Annotated in this window: 21 protein-coding genes and 1 tRNA gene; 13 read left to right on the forward strand and 9 right to left on the reverse strand. The window is 59.5% G+C overall.

The genetic code is table 11. The features are described from left to right. Positions 1–149: 149 nt before the first annotated feature. Entirely contained in the window at positions 150–1871 is a 1722-nt protein-coding gene (dauA, locus tag LAB08_RS25615) for a C4-dicarboxylic acid transporter DauA (RefSeq protein ID WP_096509111.1), read from the forward strand. A gap of 101 nt (positions 1872–1972) precedes the next feature. On the opposite strand, the gene LAB08_RS25620 is transcribed toward dauA, so the two are convergent. Next, a complete protein-coding gene (locus LAB08_RS25620; RefSeq protein WP_095192937.1) occupies positions 1973–2530 on the reverse strand; it encodes a hypoxanthine-guanine phosphoribosyltransferase in 558 nt (185 codons plus the stop codon). Between the two features lie 164 nt (positions 2531–2694). Here LAB08_RS25620 and upp point away from each other — a divergent pair, with 164 nt between their 5' ends. Both upp and LAB08_RS25630 read left to right on the forward strand, forming a co-directional pair. Further along, on the forward strand, positions 2695–3333 hold the full coding sequence (upp, locus tag LAB08_RS25625; protein WP_096509110.1) for a uracil phosphoribosyltransferase: 639 nt from the start codon (positions 2695–2697) through the stop codon (positions 3331–3333). A 2-nt stretch (positions 3334–3335) separates the two neighbouring features. Continuing rightward, positions 3336–4610, forward strand: a complete 1275-nt coding sequence (locus LAB08_RS25630; protein WP_096509109.1) for a uracil-xanthine permease family protein — start codon at positions 3336–3338, stop codon at positions 4608–4610. 103 nt (positions 4611–4713) lie between these two features. On the opposite strand, the gene hemH is transcribed toward LAB08_RS25630, so the two are convergent. Together hemH and LAB08_RS25640 are read right to left on the reverse strand one after the other, a co-directional pair. Further along, on the reverse strand, positions 4714–5736 hold the full coding sequence (gene hemH / locus LAB08_RS25635) for a ferrochelatase (RefSeq protein WP_096509108.1): 1023 nt from the start codon (positions 5734–5736) through the stop codon (positions 4714–4716). A 13-nt stretch (positions 5737–5749) separates the two neighbouring features. Further along, on the reverse strand, positions 5750–6652 hold the full coding sequence (locus LAB08_RS25640) for a TIGR01777 family oxidoreductase (RefSeq protein ID WP_096509107.1): 903 nt from the start codon (positions 6650–6652) through the stop codon (positions 5750–5752). 197 nt (positions 6653–6849) lie between these two features. Here LAB08_RS25640 and LAB08_RS25645 point away from each other — a divergent pair, with 197 nt between their 5' ends. The 6 genes from LAB08_RS25645 to LAB08_RS25670 all read left to right on the forward strand — a co-directional run bounded on the left by LAB08_RS25645 (position 6850) and on the right by LAB08_RS25670 (position 12606). After that, the gene (locus tag LAB08_RS25645; protein ID WP_096509106.1) at positions 6850–7836 is read left to right on the forward strand and encodes an NAD(P)/FAD-dependent oxidoreductase; all 987 of its coding nucleotides are present in this window, start codon (positions 6850–6852) and stop codon (positions 7834–7836) included. 181 nt (positions 7837–8017) lie between these two features. Next, entirely contained in the window at positions 8018–8977 is a 960-nt protein-coding gene (locus tag LAB08_RS25650; RefSeq protein ID WP_096509105.1) for a YbgA family protein, read from the forward strand. Then, positions 8977–9918 (forward strand): MerR family transcriptional regulator, encoded by a 942-nt coding sequence (locus LAB08_RS25655; protein ID WP_096509104.1) that lies wholly within the window; start codon positions 8977–8979, stop codon positions 9916–9918. Before LAB08_RS25650 ends, LAB08_RS25655 begins: the two co-directional genes overlap by 1 nt. An 11-nt stretch (positions 9919–9929) precedes the next feature. Beyond that, a complete protein-coding gene (phrB, locus tag LAB08_RS25660) occupies positions 9930–11375 on the forward strand; it encodes a deoxyribodipyrimidine photo-lyase (protein WP_096515198.1) in 1446 nt (481 codons plus the stop codon). 42 nt (positions 11376–11417) lie between these two features. After that, positions 11418–12194, forward strand: coding sequence for an SDR family NAD(P)-dependent oxidoreductase (locus LAB08_RS25665; RefSeq protein ID WP_096509103.1), 777 nt, complete (start codon positions 11418–11420; stop codon positions 12192–12194). A 106-nt stretch (positions 12195–12300) separates the two neighbouring features. Beyond that, complete coding sequence (locus LAB08_RS25670; RefSeq protein ID WP_096509102.1) at positions 12301–12606, forward strand: YkgJ family cysteine cluster protein; 306 nt, start codon at positions 12301–12303, stop codon at positions 12604–12606. 142 nt (positions 12607–12748) lie between these two features. Here the strand turns inward: LAB08_RS25670 and LAB08_RS25675 are convergent, their stop codons facing one another. From LAB08_RS25675 to hemA, 6 genes are all read right to left on the reverse strand, one after another. After that, entirely contained in the window at positions 12749–13267 is a 519-nt protein-coding gene (locus tag LAB08_RS25675; RefSeq protein ID WP_096509101.1) for an acyloxyacyl hydrolase, read from the reverse strand. 121 nt (positions 13268–13388) lie between these two features. Continuing rightward, the gene (murI, locus tag LAB08_RS25680; RefSeq protein WP_096509100.1) at positions 13389–14180 is read right to left on the reverse strand and encodes a glutamate racemase; all 792 of its coding nucleotides are present in this window, start codon (positions 14178–14180) and stop codon (positions 13389–13391) included. Next, the gene (locus LAB08_RS25685; protein ID WP_096509099.1) at positions 14173–14928 is read right to left on the reverse strand and encodes a molybdopterin-synthase adenylyltransferase MoeB; all 756 of its coding nucleotides are present in this window, start codon (positions 14926–14928) and stop codon (positions 14173–14175) included. The genes murI and LAB08_RS25685 overlap by 8 nt, the downstream gene beginning before the upstream one ends. Further along, positions 14922–15752, reverse strand: coding sequence for a peptide chain release factor N(5)-glutamine methyltransferase (gene prmC / locus LAB08_RS25690; protein ID WP_096509098.1), 831 nt, complete (start codon positions 15750–15752; stop codon positions 14922–14924). The genes LAB08_RS25685 and prmC overlap by 7 nt, the downstream gene beginning before the upstream one ends. Further along, positions 15753–16835, reverse strand: a complete 1083-nt coding sequence (gene prfA / locus LAB08_RS25695; RefSeq protein WP_096509097.1) for a peptide chain release factor 1 — start codon at positions 16833–16835, stop codon at positions 15753–15755. Continuing rightward, positions 16832–18121: a glutamyl-tRNA reductase gene (hemA, locus tag LAB08_RS25700; RefSeq protein ID WP_096509096.1), complete on the reverse strand. Its 1290-nt coding sequence runs from the start codon at positions 18119–18121 to the stop codon at positions 16832–16834. Before hemA ends, prfA begins: the two co-directional genes overlap by 4 nt. Positions 18122–18413: 292 nt before the next feature. On the opposite strand from hemA, the gene LAB08_RS25705 reads away from it, so the two are divergent. From LAB08_RS25705 to LAB08_RS25720, 4 genes are all read left to right on the forward strand, one after another. Next, positions 18414–20138, forward strand: a complete 1725-nt coding sequence (locus LAB08_RS25705) for a tetratricopeptide repeat protein (protein ID WP_096509095.1) — start codon at positions 18414–18416, stop codon at positions 20136–20138. A 4-nt stretch (positions 20139–20142) separates the two neighbouring features. After that, complete coding sequence (gene lolB, locus LAB08_RS25710) at positions 20143–20760, forward strand: lipoprotein insertase outer membrane protein LolB (protein WP_096509094.1); 618 nt, start codon at positions 20143–20145, stop codon at positions 20758–20760. A 1-nt stretch (position 20761) separates the two neighbouring features. Next, a complete protein-coding gene (gene ispE / locus LAB08_RS25715) occupies positions 20762–21613 on the forward strand; it encodes a 4-(cytidine 5'-diphospho)-2-C-methyl-D-erythritol kinase (protein WP_096509093.1) in 852 nt (283 codons plus the stop codon). Between the two features lie 36 nt (positions 21614–21649). After that, positions 21650–21724 (forward strand) — tRNA-Gln (locus tag LAB08_RS25720). The last annotated feature ends 24 nt before the right edge of the window (positions 21725–21748 follow it).

Below are 21748 nucleotides of genomic sequence, written 5' to 3' on the forward strand. Positions count from 1 at the left end.
CAGGCTCCAGGGACGAGGCCGAGCACTCTAGCATGATGATCAATCGGGCGAATAACCGATCCAGATCAATACCCTCAAAGACAAGGCTGGGCATACTGAAAGAGCCTTCAGCCCTATCTCGACGGCGTGCCGTCTACTGTGGAGTCCCTATGCCATTCTCCATCCCCCCGTTATTCGCCGCCTGGCGTCAAACTCTGCGTGCAGGTTATAGCCTCAGACGCTTGCGCGGCGACATCAGTGCCGGGGTGACGGTAGGGATTATCGCCATTCCCCTGGCCATGGCCCTGGCGATTGCGGTGGGAGTAGCGCCCCAGCAAGGTTTGTATACGGTGCTGATCGCGGCCCCGCTGATCGCCCTGACGGGAGGCTCGCGCTTCAATGTCAGCGGGCCGACAGCCGCGTTCGTGGTGATACTGCTGCCGATCACCCAACAATATGGCCTGGGTGGCCTGCTGCTTTGCACCATGCTCGCCGGGGCAATCCTGATTGCCTTGGGACTGATTCGGGCCGGGCGGCTGATTCAGTACATTCCTTATCCGGTGACCCTGGGCTTTACCGCCGGGATCGGCATTGTCATCGCCACACTCCAACTAAAGGATTTGCTGGGCCTGAGTACCACCGGGCATGCCGAACATTACATCGAGCAATTAGGTGCGCTGCTCCAGGCATTGCCCAGCGCCCGCCTCGGGGACGGAATCATCGGTGTCATGTGCCTGGCGGTTCTGATCGTCTGGCCGCGGTTTGTGCCCAGGGTTCCGGGGCATCTGGTGGCGCTGGCCGTCGGCGCAATGTTGGGACTGGCGCTGGAAAGCGGCGGGTTACCGATTGCGACGCTGGGCGAGCGCTTCAGCTATATTGTCGATGGCGTCAGCCACCCCGGCATTCCGCCGTTTCTACCGAGCTTCGACTGGCCGTGGAATCTGCCAGGGCCCAATGGTCAGCCGCTGCATCTGTCTTACGAGCTGATCCGCCAATTAATGGCACCAGCGTTCGCCATCGCCATGCTCGGTGCCATCGAATCGTTGTTGTGTGCAGTGGTGGCCGATGGCATGACGGGCAGCAAACATGACCCCAATGCCGAACTCCTGGGTCAAGGCATTGGTAACCTGGTCGCACCGTTGTTCGGCGGTATTACCGCCACTGCGGCGATTGCCCGCAGTGCCACCAACGTACGCAGCGGGGCGTTTTCGCCATTGGCGGCAATTATCCACAGCGCGGTGGTGCTGCTGGCGATACTCGTCCTCGCCCCGCTGTTCAGCTACTTGCCAATGGCCGCGCTGGCGGCATTGCTTGTGATGGTGGCGTGGAACATGTGCGAGGCCCGGCATGTCGTACACACCTTGCGCATTGCACCACGCAGCGATGTGTTGGTCTTGCTGACCTGCCTGAGCCTGACAGTGCTGTTCGACATGGTGCTGGCCGTTGCCGTTGGCCTGTTGCTGGCCGCCGGGTTGTTCGTCAAGCGCATGAGCGACCTCACGGACACCGCCGAACTGCCTCGAGAGTTCCATCAAGCCTTACAGGATTTGCCGGAGCATGTTCGTTGCTATGCGATACGCGGGCCGTTGTTTTTCGGTGCAGCGGAAAAGGCCCTGGGCGTGCTGCGCAAACTCAGCCCGGAGGTCAAAGTGGTGATTGTCGAGATGAGCGCCGTGTCCATGCTGGACATGACGGCGTTGGCAGCCTTCGACAATATCCTCAGGGATTACCGCACCGACGGCATCGGCCTGATTCTGGTCGGGACGGCTGCGCGCGTGCGCCTGAAACTCAGGCGCGCGGGCATCCATCGGGAACAGCGTCAGTTGGCTTATGTGAACAACCTGGAACAGGCTCGACGCAAAAGCGAACGCTGGCTCGCCGGGCAGGACTGAGCGCGCGGTTCAAGCGAACTGCGCACGCATTCGGGTGGAAGATCTGCCTTCATGCATAAACATGCCTGGCGGCTAAAACCGCCTCCAGACAGTTACCCTGCTTACATGCCTTTAACGGCAAAAATCCCGTTGGCGTTGCGCCAGTAGCCTTTGTAGTCCATGCCGTAACCGAAGATGTAACGATCGATGCACGGCAAACCGACGAAATCGGCTTTCAGGTCCGGGCGAGCCTTACGGTCGTGGTCCTTGTCGATCAACACGGCGGTGTGCACCTTGCGCGCGCCGGCGTGTTTGCAGAAGTCGATGATCGCGCCCAGGGTGTGACCTTCATCGAGGATGTCATCAATGATCAGCACGTCACGGTCGATGAACGATACTTCCGGCTTGGCTTTCCAGAACAGCTCGCCGCCACTGGTTTCGTTGCGATAGCGGGTGGCGTGCAGGTAGGACGCTTCCAGCGGGAAGTGCAGATGGGTCAGCAGTTTGCCGGAGAAAATCAACCCGCCGTTCATCACACAGAACACCACCGGGTTGCTGTCCGCCAGTTGATCGTTGATTTGTGCACCGACGCGGGCGATGGCCGCCTCGACTTCAGCTTCGGTGTACAGGCAGTCAGCCTCTCGCATGATTTGACGGATATGCTCGAGATCAGCGGACATGGCGCTCTCCAGGGGGGTACGGTTCAGGAAAAGCGGGCAAAGGTACGCATCCCGCACGGCCAGATCAAGCGTTTGTGGACTAACGTACTCTATGTCTATAGGACAACACCCTCGGATAGATTAATCTAGGCCGGTTTTTTTGCCCGCCGCCGGAGCCTTTCCCCATGCCCATCCTCGAGATCCGCCATCCGCTGATCCGCCACAAACTCGGCCTTATGCGCCGCGCAGACATCAGCACGAAGAATTTCCGTGAGCTTGCTCAGGAAGTCGGCGCCCTGCTGACCTATGAAGCCACCAAAGACCTGCCGCTGGAAACCTACGATATCGAAGGTTGGTGCGGCACCGTGTCGGTGGAAAAAATCGCCGGCAAGAAGATTACCGTCGTACCGATCCTGCGTGCCGGTATTGGCATGCTCGAAGGCGTACTCAGCCTGATCCCGGGTGCCAAAGTCAGCGCCGTGGGCGTGGCCCGCAACGAGGAAACCCTCGAAGCCCACACTTACCTTGAAAAACTGGTACCGGAAATCGACGAACGCCTGGCGATGATTATCGACCCGATGCTCGCCACCGGCGGTTCAATGGTCGCCACCATCGACCTGTTGAAGAAAGCCGGCTGCAAGGACATCCGCGCCATGGTGCTGGTCGCCGCGCCGGAAGGCATTGCCGTGGTCGAGAAAGCTCACCCGGACGTGACCATCTACACCGCTTCCATCGATCAAAAACTCAACGAACACGGTTACATCATCCCGGGCCTGGGCGATGCCGGTGACAAGATCTTCGGCACCAAGCAGAAGGACGCGTGACCATGCAGGATGAGTTCAACGATCCGCTCTGGCGCACGGTGCTGTCTGGCGCACAGATGCTGTTCGTGGCCTTCGGCGCCCTGGTGTTGATGCCGCTGATTACCGGCCTCGACCCGAACGTGGCGCTGTTCACCGCAGGCCTGGGGACGATTCTGTTCCAGATCGTCACCGGCCGTCAGGTGCCGGTGTTCTTGGCGTCGAGTTTCGCCTTCATCACCCCGATCATTCTCGCCAAGGGTCAGTTCGGCCTGGCCGCGACCATGGGCGGCGTGATGGCGGCCGGCTTCGTCTACACCTTCCTCGGCCTTGCGGTGAAGATCAAAGGCACCGGTTTCATCGACCGTCTGCTGCCGCCGGTGGTGATCGGCCCGGTGATTATTTCCATCGGCCTGGCCATGGCGCCGATTGCCGCCAACATGGCGATGGGCAAGGCTGGCGACGGCTCCGAGCTGATTCACTATCAGACGGCGATGATGATCTCGATGCCGGCATTGCTGACCACCCTGATCGTCGCAGTGTTCGGCAAAGGCATTTTCCGCCTGGTACCGATCATTTCCGGCGTGCTGGTGGGTTTTGGCATGTCGTTCTACTTCGGTGTGGTCGACACGGCGAAGATTGCCGCAGCACCCTGGTTCGCCATCCCGAACTTCACTGCGCCGGAATTCAACTGGCAGGCGATTCTGTTCATCGTTCCGGTGGCGCTGGCGCCAGCCATCGAGCACATCGGCGGCGTGATTGCCGTGGGTAGCGTGACCGGTCGCGATTACCTGAAGAAACCCGGCCTGCACCGCACCTTGCTGGGCGATGGTATTGCCACGACCGCAGCCGGCCTGTTCGGCGGTCCGCCCAACACCACCTACGCCGAAGTGACCGGCGCGGTAATGCTGACCAAAAACTACAACCCGAAAATCATGACCTGGGCGGCGATTTTCGCCATCAGCCTGGCGTTCATCGGCAAGTTCGGCGCGCTGCTGCAAAGCATTCCGGTGCCGGTGATGGGCGGGATTCTCTGCCTGTTGTTCGGTTCGATCGCGGCAGTCGGCATGAACACGCTGATTCGCCACAAGATCGATCTGGGTGAAGCGCGCAATCTGGTGATCGTTTCGGTGACCCTGGTGTTCGGGATTGGCGGTGTACTCGTCGGTACCGGCACCGGCCCCGATGACTTCGGCCTCAAAGGTATCGCGCTGTGCGCAGTGGTGGCGATTGCGCTGAACCTGATCCTGCCGGGCAATGACAGCTGGAAGCACAAGAAAGCGGATGAGCCGCTGATTTAAGCAGGCCTTGATGACGCCATCGCGGGCAAGTCGAATCGTCGCACCGCTTGCTCCCACAGGTATTGCACAAATCCTGTGGGAGCAAGGCTTGCCCGCGATGCTTTTAAAGGGCCAACGGTGCCCTTTCACATAAAGTGCTCAACGCCCGCACCCACTGCGGATCATCGTTAAGGCACGGCACCAACACCAACTCCTCGCCTCCCGCTTCGCGGAACTGCTCCAGCCCGCGATCACCGATCTCTTCCAATGTCTCGATGCAATCGGCAACGAATGCCGGGCACATCACCAATACTTTCTTCACCCCGCTTTTGGCCAATTCATCGAGGCGTGCTTCGGTGTAAGGTTCTATCCATTTGGCGCGACCCAGACGCGACTGGAACGACACCGACCACTTGCCATCCGGCAAGCCCAAGCGCTTGGCAAACTCCTTTGCGGTACGCAGGCACTGGCCGCGATAACAGGTCGCCACGACTTCCGGTGGCGCATCGGCGCAGCAATCGCCGCCGCCTTCGAAGCTGTGGCCGGGGTTGAGTTTCTTCAGGTGCCGCTCCGGCAGTCCGTGGAAGCTCAGCAACAAGTGATCGTAATCCTGTTGCAGGTAGGGTTTGGCCGTCGCTACCAGGGCATCGAGGTATTCCGGCTGATCGTAAAAAGGCTGGAGCACCGACAGCTGCACGTCGAGTTTCTTCTCGCGCAATACGCGCCTGGCCTCTTCAATCACCGTCGTCGTCGTGCTGTCGGCGAATTGTGGATAAAGCGGCGCCAGGGTGATCCGCTTGTAGCCCTGGGCTACCAGGCGCAGCAGTGCCGACTCAATGGACGGTTGGCCGTAGCGCATCGCCAGCTCCACCGGGCCGTGATGCCATCGGGAAGTCATGGCCTGTTGCAGGCGTCGACTGAGCACTACCAGTGGCGAGCCTTCCTCCCACCAGATCGAGGCATAGGCATGGGCCGACTGTTCGGGGCGCTTGATCAGAATCAAAGACACCAACAGACGCCGCACCGGCCATGGCAGGTCGATCACATACGGGTCCATCAGAAACTGATTGAGGTAACTGCGCACATCCGCCACCGAGGTGGAAGCAGGTGAGCCCAGGTTGACCAGAAGCAACGCGTGATCGGTCATGCAACGTCCTATTTCAGAGGCGGCTGGACAAATCGTCCAGGGCCGCGCGCAAATCAGTGAACTGGAAAGTGAAACCCGCATCAAGCAAACGAGCCGGCATGGCCCGCTGGCCACCCAGCAGCAACAATGACAATTCGCCCAGGCCGACCTTCAACACCAGTGCCGGCATCGGCATGAACGCCGGGCGGTGCAACACGCTGCCCAACGTTTTGGCAAAGTCGCGATTGCGCACCGGCTTCGGCGCGCAGGCATTATATGGACCGCTGGCTTCATTGCGATGCAGAAGAAAATCAATCAGGGCGATTTGATCGTTGATATGGATCCACGGCATCCACTGCCGACCATTGCCGATAGGCCCGCCCAGCCCACATTTGAACGGCAGCAATAGCCGCGACAAAAAGCCGCCCTCGGTAGACAACACCAGCCCGGTACGGATGAGTATCACCCGAATGCCCAGGGCTTCGGCGCGTTGGGCAGTTTCCTCCCAGGCGATGCACAACTGGCTGGCGAAGTCATCGATAACCGGTGGCGAGTCTTCGGTCAGCTCGCGCTCGCCGCCGTCACCGTACCAACCGACCGCAGAACCGGAAATCATGACCTGTGGTTTCTGCTCGCGACTTTCGAGCCAGGCGAGCAGGGTTTCAGTCAGGGTGATGCGACTGCTCCAGAGCAGCGCTTTGCGTCTGGAGGTCCAGGGACGATCGGCGATCGGTGCACCGGCGAGATTGACGATGGCATCGACGGGCTCCTGTCCCACGTCTTCGAGACGAGCGATACCACGCACTTGAGCGCCGCAGACTTTGGCGACTTTTGCAGGTGTCCGGCTCCAGACCGTCAGGCGATGCCCCTGACTCAACCAGTGCCGGCAGAGCTGACGTCCTATCAAACCAGTACCGCCGGTCAGCAATATGTGCATGACTTCTTCCTCGCGTGGCGTTTTACCCTAATCACTAGTCTATTTTTATAAGCAAGGGATCTTTGATATCGGGCAGGCTCTGTGTTTAACAATAGGCCAAGCTGTCGGAACAAGAACGCTAAAAGTTGTACCAAAAAACAATATTGTACAGGTTTCAACCCCGGCGTAGTCTGTACAGAAAGGTAAACGAGGCCCTTATGACTGTACCTATCGCAATCATCGGCACCGGCATTGCCGGACTCTCAGCCGCACAAGCCCTGACAGATGCGGGGCATGTCGTGCAACTTTTCGATAAAAGCCGCGGCAGTGGCGGACGCATGTCGAGCAAACGCAGCGATGCGGGTGCCCTGGACATGGGCGCGCAATATTTCACTGCCCGCGACCGCCGCTTCGTCACCGAAGTCCAGCGCTGGCAAGCCAACGGCTGGGTCGCCGAATGGACCCCGCAGTTGTACACCTACCATGGCGGCCAGCTCAGCATGTCGCCGGACGAGCAGACGCGCTGGGTGGGCACGCCTCGCATGAGTGCCATCACCCGCGCCTTGATCGGCGACCTCGAAGTGCATTTCGCCTGCCGGATCACCGAGGTCTATCGCGGTGAAGAGCACTGGCACCTGCAGGACGCCGAAGGCTTCACCCATGGGCCATTCAGTCACGTGGTGATTGCCACGCCGGCACCGCAAGCAACCGCATTGCTGGCTTCTGCGCCGAAGCTCGCCGGCGCCGCCGCCGGCGTGAAAATGGACCCTACCTGGGCTGTCGCACTGGGTTTCGAAACCCCGCTGGATACGCCCATGGAAGGTTGCTTCGTGCAGGACAGCCCGCTGGACTGGCTGGCACGTAACCGCAGTAAACCGGGACGCGACAACACGCTCGACACCTGGGTATTGCACGCCACCAGCGCCTGGAGCCGGCAGCACATCGACTTGCCCAAGGAAGCGGTCATCGAGCAATTGCACGGTGCCTTCGCCGAACTGTTGCACGATTCCATGCCCGCGCCGAGCTTCAGCCTCGCCCACCGCTGGCTCTATGCCCGCCCGAACAGCAGTCATGAATGGGGCACGCTGGCCGATGCCGACCTGGGGCTGTATGCCTGTGGCGACTGGTGCCTGTCGGGACGTGTCGAAGGGGCCTGGCTCAGCGGTCAGGAAGCCGCCCGCCGCCTGCATGCACACTTGCAGTGAATCGCATCCATCCGAGCAAAATTGCTGCTGTCGAATTGGGCAGCAGCCCACCCGCAGGATTCTGCTCAGCCCTACCGATAAGTCCTATACAAAAAATTTGACTTGTACACCTTTGAATCTAAGATGAACTCATGTTGTACAGATTTAAATTTCTGTACAGGTTCCGATTCGAGGTGCTCTGATGCTTCCGCTCGCCACCAAACCGAAAATCGCCATCAGCGCTTGCCTGATGGGTGAGCAGGTGCGCTACAACGGCGGGCACAAGGCATCGCAACTGTGCAGCCGCGTTCTTACCGAGTACTTCGATTTCCTGCCGGTCTGCCCGGAAGTCGCCATTGGCCTGGGCACTCCTCGCGAGCCGATCCGGCTGGTTGGCGATCCGGAACAGCCTCAAGCCGTCGGCACGGTCAATCACCAGCTCGACGTCACCCGGCCACTGACCGAGTATGGCCAGCAGATGGCGGCGGATCTGGTCGATATCTGTGGCTACATCTTTATGCAGAAGTCTCCGTCCTGTGGCCTGGAGCGAGTCAAGGTCTACCACGCCAACGGCGCACCGGTGGACGGCGGCGGCCAGGGCATTTATGCCCGGGCGTTCTGCGCCTTGCACCCTGATTTGCCCGTGGAAGAAGACGGTCGACTCAATGACCCGGTGCTGCGGGAAAATTTTCTCACCCGCGTATTCGTCTACAGCGCCTGGCAACAACTGCTGCAAGAGGGCCTGAGCCGGCGCGGCCTGACGGATTTTCATTCGCGCTACAAGTACCTGCTGATGGCTCACAACCCGGTGCAATACAAAACCCTGGGCAACCTGCTGGGCAGCATGGGCCGCACCGATCCCCGGGAACTCGGCCCGCGTTATTTCCATGAACTGATGACCGCCCTGAAAAAATGCGCCACACGCCGCACCCACACCAACGTCTTGCAGCACCTGAGCGGTTATCTCAAACAGGCGATCAGCGCCGAAGACAAGCAGGAAGTGCAACAGGTTATCGGCCAGTATCGCCACGGCATCGTGCCTCTGGTGGTGCCGCTGACGTTGCTCAAGCACCACTTTCGCCAGCACCCCGACCCTTACATTGCGCAACAGGTTTACCTGCAACCGCACCCGGAAAATCTCAGCTTGCGAAACGCCCTCTAATGAAAGCCCGACTCGACAGCAGCGCCAGCGAAGGACTCGGAACGGACTTCAGCAAAGCCCTCGACGAGGGCTGGCTACCGATTCGCGAAGTGGCCCGGCAGACCGGCGTCAACGCCATCACCTTGCGCGCCTGGGAACGGCGCTATGGCCTTATCGTGCCGCAACGCACACCCAAGGGGCACCGACTGTTCTCGGCCGAACATGTGCAACGAATCCTGACGATCCTCACCTGGCTGAACCGCGGTGTTGCCGTCAGCCAGGTCAAACAATTGCTCGAGACGCCACTGGCCTCTGGCGAACCTGTGGAAAACGACTGGCAACCGCTATGCCAGAGGCTGCTGCAGGCGGTCGCATTACTGAACGAGCGCGAGCTGGACGACACTGTCAACCAGGCCATGGCGCTGTACCCGCCACGGACCTTGTGCGAGCAACTGCTGATGCCATTGCTGGCTGAACTGGAGCTACGCTGGCAGGGCCAATTCGGTGCACACATGGAGCAAGTGTTTTTTTATTCCTGGCTACGCAGCAAATTCGGCGCACGCATCTACCATAACAACCGTCAGCTGCACACCGCGCCGCTGCTGTTGATCAATCACTCGGACGTGCCACTGGAACCTTATCTGTGGCTTACCGCGTGGCTGATCAGCAGTACCGATTGTCCAGTGCACGTGTTCGACTGGCCGCTGCCTGCCGGCGAGCTGGCGCTGGCGGTCGATTATCTGCAACCCCGGGGCGTACTGTTGTATTCCAGCAACGCCATAAACCTTTCGCATCTGACGAAACTTTTGAACGGCGTCAGTTGCCCAAAAATGATGGTCGGGCCAACGGTGCGCATTCACCACACCGAGTTGTCCGCAAGAACCTTCGTCATCGCTGATTTGTACCTGGCTGAAGATCCGCTGTTGGCACACCAGGCACTCGTTCAGCGCGGGCTGATTTAATGGGCATCACCATGCAATTGATCTGGCTGCGCAGTGATTTACGCGTAACCGACAACACCGCCCTCTGCGCCGCCACAGCGGTCGGCCCGAGCGTGGCGGTGTATTTGTTGAGCCCGCAGCAATGGCTGGAACACGACGATGCACCGTGCAAGGTGGACTTCTGGCTGCGCAACCTTCATGAACTGAAACAGGCACTGGGTGAACTGAATATTCCCCTGCTGATCCGCCATGCTCCGCGCTGGGAGGATGCGCCCAATGTGCTACTGGATATTTGCCTACGGCTGAACATCAATGCCGTGTACCTCAATGAGGAATACGGCATTCATGAAACCCGTCGGGACGCAGCGGTGACCGAAGCATTGAAGGCCCAGGGAATCGACGTTCACCGCTACCTGGATCAGTTGCTGTTCAAACCTGGAAGCGTACTGACCAAAACCGGCACGTATTTCCAGGTCTTCAGCCAGTTCCGCAAAGCCTGCCATGAACGTATGTACCGCTCGTTACCCAGCCTGGTCAGCACCCCCATGGCGCAAGCGCCGTTGAGCATCGCCAGCGACGAGATCCCGACCCACATCGAGGGCTTCGCCCCACCCACCGGGCATTTGCGCGCCCTGTGGCCGGCCGGAGAAGCCGAAGCACGGCGCCGCCTCGACACCTTTACCGACGTACAAATCGATTATTACCAAAGCGAACGGGACTTCCCGGCGAAACCCGGTACGAGCCAACTTTCGGCTTACCTCGCTGCCGGGGTGATTTCCCCACGCCAATGCCTGCACGCCGCGTTACAAAGCAATCAGGGGGAGTTCGACAGTGGCAAGGTCGGCGCCGTGACCTGGATCAATGAACTGCTGTGGCGTGAGTTCTATAAACACATTCTGGTGGGCTACCCAAGGGTTTCCCGCCACCGCGCTTTCCGCGCGGAAACCGAAGCGCTGGCCTGGCGCGACGCGCCCGACGAACTCGCAGCCTGGCAACAGGCCCGCACCGGTTTGCCGATCATCGACGCCGCCATGCGTCAACTGTTGGAAACCGGCTGGATGCACAACCGCTTGCGCATGGTTGTTGCAATGTTTTTGACCAAAAATCTGTTGATCGACTGGCGCGAAGGCGAACGTTTTTTCATGCGCCACCTGATCGATGGCGACCTGGCAGCGAACAATGGTGGCTGGCAATGGAGTTCATCCACCGGCACGGACTCGGCGCCCTACTTCCGGATTTTCAATCCACTGAGCCAGTCGGAAAAATTCGATACCGAGGGCGTGTTCATCAAGCACTGGCTGCCGGAATTGGCAGGACTGAATAAAAAAGAAGTGCACAATCCGGCGAGTCTCGGTGGACTGTTCGGCGTGGCGGATTATCCGTCCCCGATTGTCGACCTGCACACTTCACGTGCACGGGCCCTCGCCGCGTTCAAGAGCCTGCGACCACGGCAAAGCGCCGGGGGCGACTATGAGTAATTGGCTGAGCCGGACGAATTTCTGGCTGAAAGGGAGAATGGAATGAGCCTTACGCCTCCACGACGATATTGGCTGACGGGCGCCGGAAGTGGCATTGGCGCGGCATTGGCTGAAGAAATACTGAAAACCGGCGCCCACCTGGCCGTGAGTTCACGCTCGGAGGCGCCGCTGAAAATCTTGTCGCAGCGCTACCCGGGCCAAGTACTGGTGATGGCCGGTGACCTGACCAACAGTCAAACCGTGCGTGAAATCGGTGAACAGATCGCCGAGCAATGGGGCTCGCTGGATACATTGATCCTGAATGCCGGCACCTGTGAATACGTGGATGCCAAGCAGTTCGACGCCTCGATCATCGAACACGTGGTGCGCACCAATCTGCTCGCCAGCAGCTACTGCATCGATGCCGCCTTGCCGCTCTTGCGGGCCGGTATCGCCCCGCATCTGGTTGGCATGGCCAGTTCGGTGACCTACCTGCCACTGCCCCGGGCTGAAGCCTATGGCACCTCGAAGGCCGGTATGCGAAGTCTTTTCGAGTCCCAGCGCATTGCACTGGCACCAGACGGTATCGAAGTTACCGTCGTCGGCCCGGGATTCGTCCACACGCCATTGCCGGAGAATAGCGATTTCCAGATGCCACTCAGTTGGCCGGCTGATAAAGCCGCACGGCACATTTTCGCCAAACTCAATGAGCGTCCGCTGGAAATCGCCTTTTCGGGGTTGTTCATGGCTGCCCTATGGCCACTCTCGCAAATGCCCGACCAGGTAAAGTTGGCAATCGGCAAGCCCATGGTACGCAGCAGTCCTCCAAACAAGGACTGACCAGGTGCATTGCGATGACGAGCACTCGATTAGAGCCTGGCACTTGGGGTAAAGCGTCCGTCCGAGCTTTTACACAGCACCGGGCGACTGCCTTACACTGCGCGCCATGAAAACCATCCCCCATCTGCAAATCGCCGAGACCGCCGTCACGTGCTCGACCTGTGCCGCCTGCTGCTGCCAGCTCGAAGTCATGTTGATCACCGACACAGGCGTGCCCGAACGGTATATCGATACCGATGATTGGGGTGGGGAAGTCATGTTGCGCCTGGATGACGGCTGGTGTGCCGCGCTGGATCGCGACACGATGATGTGCACCATCTATGAAAAACGCCCATTGATTTGCCGGGAGTTCGAGATGGGCGCGCCGGAATGCATTGATGAGCGCCAAGGTATTTCGACGGCGTATCGCTAAGCCCGGGAACACCTCTCCCCCTGTAGGAACAAGCTTGCTCGCGATTGCGATTTACCAGTCAACATCAATGTTGGACTAGAGGTCAATATCGCGAGCAACCTCGCTCCTACAGGGGCATTGGCAACTTGCTGAGCAGTGTTGATTACAACGGCATTGTGTAGTGAAGCGCGTAACTTTCCGTACCGTCGTTAGGCGTGGTCATCCCTGCGTTGGAATAGTGCGTCGCCCGTATTCCGACTTCATGTCCACCCGCAAAGCGCAGACCGAAACCGAAGCGGTCTTCGAACTGAAACGCGCTGCCTAGACTGTTGCTTTCGGTTTCGGTGCTGGAAAATAACGCTACGCCAACGCCCAGCTCGACGTACGGCTTGACGTTCTGGCCGGCGAACTCGTAAACAAACACGGGCGAAAAGGACAGGCTGTGATCGCTGGAGGTTTTATCACCCTGCCAATAGGTGTAAGCGCCGCTCCAGTAACCGGTCAAACGACCGACGTCTGTCTGCCACCAGCTCTTGTCCCAATCGAATTGCATGCCCAGTCGATAAGTCATGGTCGAATCGCTGGTCTGGCCGATCCCGAATTCCACGCCTGCCGCCTGTGCGGTAAAACTGTGCCCCATAAGTGCGGCCGCAATCGCGGCCAAGCAAAATAGTCGCTTCATTAGAAACTTCCTTTTCCAAACGATTTCTATTGGAATTTTTGTTGCTCGACACACACTGCTATAGAAGTCGGCGATTTATCAGAAGTTCACCCCTATTAATACAACGCCCCCCGGAACTTGCTTACCCTTCGAAGCTTCGCACAACGCCAGCGTTATTCCACAAAATCGGCAATATATTTCTGAAATGCTCCGGATCGGCACTGGTCCAGAACTGCGCCGTAGAGGCAGGTCCGTCGGCGAGCAGTTCACGCTCTGCCAGCAAACGTTGAAGTTGCCGTGCGACCGCAGCGCCAGTATCGATCAGGCTGATGTCGTCGGGGATCATCTGTTTGAGCAGCGGCTTGAGGAAGGGGTAATGGGTGCACCCGAGAATAATGGTGTCAGCGCCAGCACCGAGCAGCGGCCCAACGTAACTTTCCAGTAGCTGGCGCAGGGCGGGACTGTGCAGATCGCCCCCCTCGATCAACTCCACCAACCCGGGACATGGCTGGGTAATCACCCGCACATCGGTGGCGAAGCGGTCGAGTAACGCCGCGAACTTGGCACTCTGCAAGGTGCCGGTCGTGGCCAGCACCCCAACCACGCCACTGCGGGTAGCGGCCGCTGCCGGTTTGACCGCGGGCTCCATGCCGACGATGGGCCACTCGGGGTAATCGTGCCGCAGGTCTGCAACGCCGGCGACGGTTGCTGTATTGCAGGCCAGCACCAAGGCCTTGGCGCCCTGTTGTTGAAAAAACTCGGCCATGACACTGCAACGCTGTCGGATAAATCCCGGTGTCTTCTCGCCGTAGGGAATATTCCCGCAATCGGCGACATATAAAAGGGATTCGTTGGGCAATAAACGCCGGATCTCGGCCAGCACCGAAAGTCCGCCGACACCGGAGTCGAACACGCCAATCGGCGCTTCACGCATCCTTCGGCCCACAGACGCTGCAACCCGGATCACGCTTGACCCGCAACTCACGGAAGCGCGAGCCCAATGCATCGACCAATAACAGGCGTCCGACCAGAGGTTCGCCAAATCCCGCCAACAGCTTCAGCGCTTCGAGCGCCTGCAAACTACCGACCAGCCCCACCAACGGGCCGACCACCCCGGCCTCGCTGCAAGTCAATTCGGCTTCACTTCCGTGCCCATATAAACAGTGGTAACACGGGCTCTCCGGGCGGCGGGGGTCGAACACGGACAACTGCCCTTCGAGACGAATCGCCGCGCCGCTGACCAACGGTTTTGCGGCCACTACACAAGCGGCATTGACCGCTTCACGGGTGGCAAAGTTGTCGGAGCAGTCGAGGACCAGATCCACTCCGGCCACGGCAGCAGCCAGGGAGTCTTCGTCCAATGCCGCGCGATGGGCGACAAGCTGAATCTCGGGATTGATGGCCGTCAGGCGCTTGATCGCCGAATCGACCTTGCTCATACCGACGCTGTCGGTGTCGTGAATGATCTGGCGTTGCAGGTTGGTCAAATCGACCGTGTCAAAGTCCGCCAGATGCAACTCACCGATGCCCGCCGCCGCGAGGTACAGCGCCACTGGCGCACCGAGACCGCCAAGACCGACGATCAGCACGCGGCTTTGCTTCAAGCGCAATTGCCCGTCGATATCGATGTGGTGCAACAGAATCTGTCGGCTATAGCGCAGCAATTCCTGATCATTCAGCATGGCAGGCGCCCCAGGCTGATGCGTTGGTGACCGCCCAGATCCGTGCGGCTGTGGACATCTTCAAAACCACGGGTCAGCAGCAGATCGCGCACAGCCTCGGCTTGATCGTAACCGTGTTCAAGCATCAACCAGCCACCGGCTTCCAGATGATCCGGTGCCTGGGCGACGATCAAGCGCAGATCGTCGAGCCCGTCGATACCGGCTACCAATGCACTGGCAGGCTCGAAGCGCACATCGCCTTCCACCAGGTGCGGATCGGTTGCAGCGATGTAGGGCGGATTGCTGATGATCAGTTCAAAGCGCTGGTTTTGCAGAGCGCTGAACCAGTGACTGCTCAGCACCGTGGCGTTGTTCAAGTGCAGGCGCTGACGATTGCGTTCGGCCAGGGCCACGGCTTCGAGCACACGGTCCACCGCAGTGACCTTCCACGCCGGACGTTCGCTGGCCAACGCGAGGGCGATGGCGCCGCTACCGGTGCCAAGGTCCAGCACCTTTGCGGGTGTGGCCGGCAACAGTTCGAGTGCGGTTTCCACCAGCAACTCGGTGTCGGGGCGCGGGATCAACGTGTGTGGTGCCACTTCCAGGTCGAGCTTCCAGAACCCTTGCTGACCGAGAATGTAGGCCACCGGCTCACCACTGCGACGACGCTGCAAATACTCGGCGAAGGTCAACGCCGCTTCGCTCGGGACGATGCGCTCCGGCCAGGTGTGCAAAAAGCTGCGGGACTTGCCCAACGCCGCCGCCAGCAACAATTCGGCATCCAGGCGCGCCGTGGGCGAGTCGGGTAAATCGGCGGCGCGCAACAAACTGGCAATGATCGTCATTTACTCACCTATTGCTGCCAATTGATCGGCCTGGTATTCGGCCAGCAACGGCTCGATCACCGCATCGACACCACCAGCAAGGATTTCGTCGAGGGAGTACAGCGTCAGGTTGACCCGGTGATCGGTCACCCGCCCCTGGGCAAAGTTGTAGGTACGGATGCGCTCGGAGCGATCACCGGAGCCGACCAGCAGCTTGCGCTCGCTGGCGATTGCATTGGCGGCAGCGCTGGTTTGCTGGTCGTTGAGCTTGGCCGACAACCAGGACATCGCCCGCGCACGGTTCTTGTGCTGCGAACGCTCTTCCTGGCACTCGACCACGATTCCGGACGGCAAGTGGGTGATACGGATCGCCGAGTCGGTCTTGTTGACGTGCTGGCCGCCGGCACCGGAGGAACGGTAGGTGTCGATCCGCAAGTCCGCCGGGTTGATTTCGATCGCTTCCTGCTCGTCCGGCTCGGGCAATACCGCCACGGTGCAGGCTGAGGTGTGGATACGCCCTTGGGATTCTGTCGCCGGCACCCGTTGTACGCGGTGGGCGCCGGATTCGAATTTCAACTTGCCGTAGACGTTCTCGCCTTCGACCCGGGCGATGACTTCTTTATAGCCGCCATGTTCGCCCTCGTTTTCCGAAAGGATCTCCACCCGCCAGCCACGGCGCTCGGCGTAACGCGAATACATGCGGAACAGATCGCCGGAGAAGATCGCCGCCTCGTCACCACCGGTGCCGGCGCGGATTTCGAGGAACACGTTGCGTCCGTCGTTCGGGTCCTTGGGCAGCAGCATGCGTTGCAGGCTGGCTTCCAGTTCGACCAGGCGTTCCTTGGCTTCGCGGACTTCTTCCACGGCCATTTCACGCATGTCCGGGTCGCTGTCCTTGAGCAAGGCCTGGGCGCCTTCGAGGTCGCCCTGGACCTTGAGCAACTGTTTATAGGTGTCGACAATCGGCTCGACTTCCGCGTACTCCTTGGAATAGGTGCGGAATTTGTTTTGATCGGAAATGACCTCGCCATCGCCAAGCAAGGCGGTCAATTCCTCGAAACGGTCCTGGAGGATGTCCAGCTTATTGAGCAGTGACGCTTTCATTGCGGTTTCTTATCCGAAAAGCTTTCCGATGAGCCCTCATTGAGGGCAAAGAGTTCCTGGGCCATCGCCAGCGCATCGAGGCGACCTTCGGCAGAGAGCTTTTTCAACTGCACGCTCGGTGCGTGCAACAGTTTGTTGGTCAGGCCACGGGCCAGTTGCACCAGCACTTCTTCGGCGCTGCCGCCGTTGGCCAGCATGCGCTGGGCCTTTTGCAATTCTTCGTCGCGCAAACGCTCGCTTTGTTGACGATAGGCCTTGAGCACGTCCACTGCCGCCAGTTCGCGCAGGCGGACCATGAAATCCTCGGCACCGATCGAGACCATTTCCTCAGCGGCCTGCGCTGCGCCCTGGCGGCTCTTGAGGTTCTCGGCGACCACTTCGTGGAGATCGTCGACGCTATACAGGTAAACGTCGTCCAACTCACCGACTTCGGGCTCGATATCCCGCGGAACGGCGATATCCACCATGAAAATCGGCTTGTGCTTGCGCAGCTTCAGGGCACTTTCCACGGCGCCCTTGCCGAGGATCGGCAATTGGCTGGCGGTGGAACTGATGACGATGTCACTGCGCACCAGTTCGGCCGGAATATCCGATAGCAGCACCGCGTGAGCGCCGAACTGTTCAGCCAGGGTGCTCGCGCGCTCCAGCGTGCGATTGGCCACCACGATGCGCTTGACCCCCAAATCATGCAGGTGACGGGCGACCAGGGTGATGGTCTCACCGGCGCCGATCAACAAAGCCTGACTGCGTTGCAGGTCGCTGAAAATCTGTTTTGCCAGGCTGACCGCGGCAAACGCCACCGACACCGGGTTCTCGCCGATGGCGGTGTCGGTGCGCACTTGCTTGGCCGCGTTGAACGTGGCCTGGAACAGCCGCCCGAGCAATGGACCGATGGTGCCCGCCTCGCGAGCCACGGCGTAGGCCGACTTCATCTGGCCGAGAATCTGTGGCTCGCCCAACACCAGCGAATCGAGCCCTGAAGCGACCCGCATCATGTGACGAACTGCCGCATCGTCTTCGTGCACATAAGCGCTCTCGCGCAGTTCATCGAGGCTCAAATGATGATATTCGGCCAGCCAGCGCAGCACGATATCCGCCGACAGGTGATCCTGTTCTATATAGAGTTCACTGCGATTGCAGGTGGAGAGGATCGCAGCTTCGCGGCTGTCGGTGAGTCGGCAGAGCTGCTGCAGGGCCTCAACCAGCTGCTCAGGGGTAAAGGCCACGCGCTCGCGGACGTCTACTGAAGCAGTCTTGTGGTTAATACCGAGTGCGAGGAAGGCCATTCAAAGTCGCTGATGGTGACGTGAAGCCGGCAATTGTCCTACTTCGTCAGATTCAGAACAACTACCGCTGACTATTGTCCTGGTAGCTGACGGCTATGAAAGGGGCAAAGACCTGCAGGAGCTGGCTTGCCAGCGAAGAGGTTTCAGGTCCTGTAGCGATCGAATGGGCGCCTTCGCTGGCAAGCCAGCGCCTACGGAGGGCGCTATAAACCGGAAAATGGCCGGCCGGTTATGTTTGGCCGAAGGCTTGTGTCATGATGATCCGACCGCAGGTTAGTCGTCCTCTTCCTATATGAATAGATCTTCCGCGTTGCTTCTCGCTTTTGTCTTCCTCAGCGGCTGCCAGGCTTTGATGCCGAGGTCGTCGGACGGTACGCCGCCGGCCGAAGACAGCACCCCGGCACCTGAAAAGCCCAAGGTTTACAGCTCATTCAGTGAAGACACCATCTTCAGCCTGTTGAGCGCCGAACTGGCTGGCCAGCGCAATCGTTTCGACATTGCCCTGGATAACTATGTGACCCAGGCCATCAATACCCAGGATCCGGGCATCTCCGAACGGGCATTCCGCATCGCCGAATACCTGGGCGCCGATCAGGCTGCCCTGGACACCGCGCTGATCTGGGCGAAAAACGCCCCGGACGACCTTGAGGCGCAACGGGCCGCAGCCGTGCAATTGGCGCGCGCCGGGCGCTATGACGACTCCATGGCCTATATGGAAAAAGTCCTGCAAGGCAAGGGCGACACCCATTTCGACTTCCTCGCCCTGTCCGCGGCTGACACCGATCAGGACACACGCAACGGTTTGATGAAGAGTTTCGACCGCTTGCTGCAGCGCCATCCGAACAATGGCCAGCTGATTTTCGGCAAGGCCTTGTTACTGCAGCAGGATGGGGATTCCCGAAGCGCGCTGAAACTACTGGAAGACAATCCCCCGGACGACGGCGAAATCGCTCCGATCCTGCTTCGCGCGCGCCTGCTGCAAACCCTTGATCGTGGCGATGAAGCCTTGCCGCTGCTGCAAAAAAGCATCAAAAAATACCCGGACGACAAGCGCTTGCGCCTGACCTACGCGCGCATGTTGGTTGAACAGGACCGCATGGGCGACGCCAAGGCCGAATTCTCAAGCCTGGTCCAGCAATACCCGGAAGACGACGAGCTGCGTTATTCCCTGGCACTGGTCTGTCTGGAAGCCAAGGCCTGGAATGAAGCCAAAGGCTATCTGGAGGACCTGATCGCCCGCGAAAGCCATGTCGATTCAGCACACCTGAACCTGGGGCGCATCGCCGAAGAGCGCAACGATCCGCAAGGCGCGTTGATCGAGTACGGCCAGGTCGGTCCGGGTAACGACTACCTGCCGGCACAATTGCGTCAGGCCGATATCCTGATGAACAACGGCAAGACCGCCGAAGCCCAGCGCAAACTCGCGGCCGAACGTGACGAACAACCTGACTACGCGATCCAGCTGTACCTGATTGAAGCCGAAGCCCTGTCTGCCAACAAACAGGGCGACAAAGCCTGGAATGTCCTGGAAAAAGCCCTGCAGCAATACCCGGACGACCTCAACCTGCTTTACACCCGGGCCATGCTGGCGGAAAAGCGTAATGACCTGGCGCAGATGGAAAAAGACCTGCGAACGATCATAAAACGCGACCCCGACAATGCAATGGCACTGAACGCCCTCGGCTACACCCTCTCCGACCGGACGACGCGTTATGCCGAGGCCAAGGCCCTGATCGAACAGGCTCATCAGATCAATCCGGAAGACCCGGCGGTACTCGACAGCCTCGGCTGGGTGAATTTCCGCATGGGCAATCTGGACGAAGCGGAACGCCTGCTGCGCCAGGCGCTGGAGCGTTTTCCCGACCAGGAAGTCGCCGCTCACCTGGGCGAAGTCCTGTGGGCCAATGGCAAGCAACGCGAAGCCCGACAAATCTGGGGCAAGTTCCTCAAGGAACAACCTGACAGCCCTACCCTGCGCAGTACCGTCAAGCGCCTGACCGGATCAGAGACTCTTTAAGATTATGTTTTTGCGCCACCTCATTGTTTTCAGCTTCATCGCCCTGCTCGCCGGTTGCGCGGGTTTTGGCGCCCGTGAATCGGTCGAAGGCCAGGGCAACCCCGCCCAATGGCGCGAACACAAGCAGCAACTCACCAACCTCGACGGCTGGCAGATCGACGGCAAGATTGGCATTCGAGCGCCAAAAGATTCGGGCAGCGGCACGCTGTTCTGGTTGCAGCGCCAGGATTACTACGACATTCGCCTCTCCGGCCCCCTGGGCCGCGGCGCCGCACGCTTGACCGGCCGGCCTGGCAAGGTGTCCCTGGAAGTCGCCAACCAGGGGCGCTACGAAGCACCGTCCCCGGATGTGCTGCTTGAAGAGCAGTTGGGCTGGAAACTCCCCGTTTCCAATCTGACCTGGTGGGTCCGCGGGCTCCCGGCACCAGATAGCAAAAGCCGTTTGACGCTCGATGGTGACAGTCGCCTGGCCTCGCTCGAGCAAGACGGCTGGCAGGTCGAATACACCGCGTATACCGAGCAAAACGGTTACTGGTTGCCCGAGCGAATCAAGCTGCACGGCACCGACCTTGATGTCACGCTGGTGATCAAGGCCTGGCAACCGCGCAAACTGGGGATGTGACATGGACGCCAACCGCCTGACGTTGCCCTCCCCGGCCAAACTCAACTTGATGCTGCACATTCTCGGTCGCCGTGAAGATGGCTACCATGAGCTGCAGACGCTTTTTCAGTTTCTCGATTACGGCGACGAAATCACTTTCGCCGTGCGCGATGACGGCGTCATTCGTCTGCATACCGAATTCGAAGGCGTCCCCCACGACAGCAATCTGATCGTAAAAGCCGCAAAAAAACTTCAGGCGCAATCCGGCTGCTCGCTCGGTATCGATATCTGGATCGACAAAATCCTGCCCATGGGCGGCGGGATCGGCGGCGGAAGTTCGAATGCCGCAACAACCCTGCTCGGTCTGAATCATCTTTGGCAGCTGGGCTGGGACGCCGATCGGCTCGCCACTCTGGGCCTGACCCTGGGCGCCGACGTCCCGGTTTTCGTGCGTGGCCACGCGGCTTTTGCGGAGGGCGTGGGAGAGAAACTGACGCCGGTTGAACCCGAAGAACCGTGGTATGTCGTGCTGGTACCGCAAGTCTCTGTAAGTACGGCAGAAATTTTTTCAGATCCGTTGTTGACACGTAACACTCCTCCCATTAAAGTGCGCCCCGTTCCCAAGGGAAACAGTCGTAATGACTGCTTGCCGGTGGTAACAAGGCGTTATCCAGAGGTACGTAACGCTTTGAATTTGTTAGGTAAATTTACCGAAGCAAAACTCACCGGAACTGGAAGTTGTGTGTTTGGGGGCTTCCCAAGCAAAGCTGAAGCTGATAAAGTATCGGCCCTTCTTACAGAGACCCTTACAGGGTTTGTAGCAAAAGGAAGCAACATTTCGATGTTGCATCGCAAGCTGCAAAGTCTGCTCTAAAGGAACCGATTACAGGGTAATCGTTGCAACAGATACAGGGGCGTCGCCAAGCGGTAAGGCAGCAGGTTTTGATCCTGCCATGCGTTGGTTCGAATCCAGCCGCCCCTGCCATTTTCCTATACTCATCCAGGTTAC

The organism is Pseudomonas izuensis, from assembly GCF_002356535.2.
GTDB classification, from domain to species: domain Bacteria; phylum Pseudomonadota; class Gammaproteobacteria; order Pseudomonadales; family Pseudomonadaceae; genus Aquipseudomonas; species Aquipseudomonas izuensis.

What these genes read in the sequence shown, in the direction of transcription:
- LAB08_RS25655 (WP_096509104.1), top strand. Translation starts at nt 8,977, where the DNA reads ATGAAAGCCCGACTCGACAGCAGCGCCAGCGAAGGACTCGGAACGGAC.
- LAB08_RS25705 (WP_096509095.1), top strand. Translation starts at nt 18,414, where the DNA reads ATGAATAGATCTTCCGCGTTGCTTCTCGCTTTTGTCTTCCTCAGCGGC.
- phrB (WP_096515198.1), top strand. Translation starts at nt 9,930, where the DNA reads ATGCAATTGATCTGGCTGCGCAGTGATTTACGCGTAACCGACAACACC.
- hemH (WP_096509108.1), bottom strand. Translation starts at nt 5,736, where the DNA reads ATGACCGATCACGCGTTGCTTCTGGTCAACCTGGGCTCACCTGCTTCC.
- dauA (WP_096509111.1), top strand. Translation starts at nt 150, where the DNA reads ATGCCATTCTCCATCCCCCCGTTATTCGCCGCCTGGCGTCAAACTCTG.
- LAB08_RS25685 (WP_096509099.1), bottom strand. Translation starts at nt 14,928, where the DNA reads ATGCTGAATGATCAGGAATTGCTGCGCTATAGCCGACAGATTCTGTTG.
- lolB (WP_096509094.1), top strand. Translation starts at nt 20,143, where the DNA reads ATGTTTTTGCGCCACCTCATTGTTTTCAGCTTCATCGCCCTGCTCGCC.
- LAB08_RS25670 (WP_096509102.1), top strand. Translation starts at nt 12,301, where the DNA reads ATGAAAACCATCCCCCATCTGCAAATCGCCGAGACCGCCGTCACGTGC.
- ispE (WP_096509093.1), top strand. Translation starts at nt 20,762, where the DNA reads ATGGACGCCAACCGCCTGACGTTGCCCTCCCCGGCCAAACTCAACTTG.
- LAB08_RS25620 (WP_095192937.1), bottom strand. Translation starts at nt 2,530, where the DNA reads ATGTCCGCTGATCTCGAGCATATCCGTCAAATCATGCGAGAGGCTGAC.
- hemA (WP_096509096.1), bottom strand. Translation starts at nt 18,121, where the DNA reads ATGGCCTTCCTCGCACTCGGTATTAACCACAAGACTGCTTCAGTAGAC.
- LAB08_RS25630 (WP_096509109.1), top strand. Translation starts at nt 3,336, where the DNA reads ATGCAGGATGAGTTCAACGATCCGCTCTGGCGCACGGTGCTGTCTGGC.
- LAB08_RS25645 (WP_096509106.1), top strand. Translation starts at nt 6,850, where the DNA reads ATGACTGTACCTATCGCAATCATCGGCACCGGCATTGCCGGACTCTCA.
- murI (WP_096509100.1), bottom strand. Translation starts at nt 14,180, where the DNA reads ATGCGTGAAGCGCCGATTGGCGTGTTCGACTCCGGTGTCGGCGGACTT.
- prfA (WP_096509097.1), bottom strand. Translation starts at nt 16,835, where the DNA reads ATGAAAGCGTCACTGCTCAATAAGCTGGACATCCTCCAGGACCGTTTC.
- LAB08_RS25650 (WP_096509105.1), top strand. Translation starts at nt 8,018, where the DNA reads ATGCTTCCGCTCGCCACCAAACCGAAAATCGCCATCAGCGCTTGCCTG.
- LAB08_RS25675 (WP_096509101.1), bottom strand. Translation starts at nt 13,267, where the DNA reads ATGAAGCGACTATTTTGCTTGGCCGCGATTGCGGCCGCACTTATGGGG.
- LAB08_RS25665 (WP_096509103.1), top strand. Translation starts at nt 11,418, where the DNA reads ATGAGCCTTACGCCTCCACGACGATATTGGCTGACGGGCGCCGGAAGT.
- upp (WP_096509110.1), top strand. Translation starts at nt 2,695, where the DNA reads ATGCCCATCCTCGAGATCCGCCATCCGCTGATCCGCCACAAACTCGGC.
- LAB08_RS25640 (WP_096509107.1), bottom strand. Translation starts at nt 6,652, where the DNA reads ATGCACATATTGCTGACCGGCGGTACTGGTTTGATAGGACGTCAGCTC.
- prmC (WP_096509098.1), bottom strand. Translation starts at nt 15,752, where the DNA reads ATGACGATCATTGCCAGTTTGTTGCGCGCCGCCGATTTACCCGACTCG.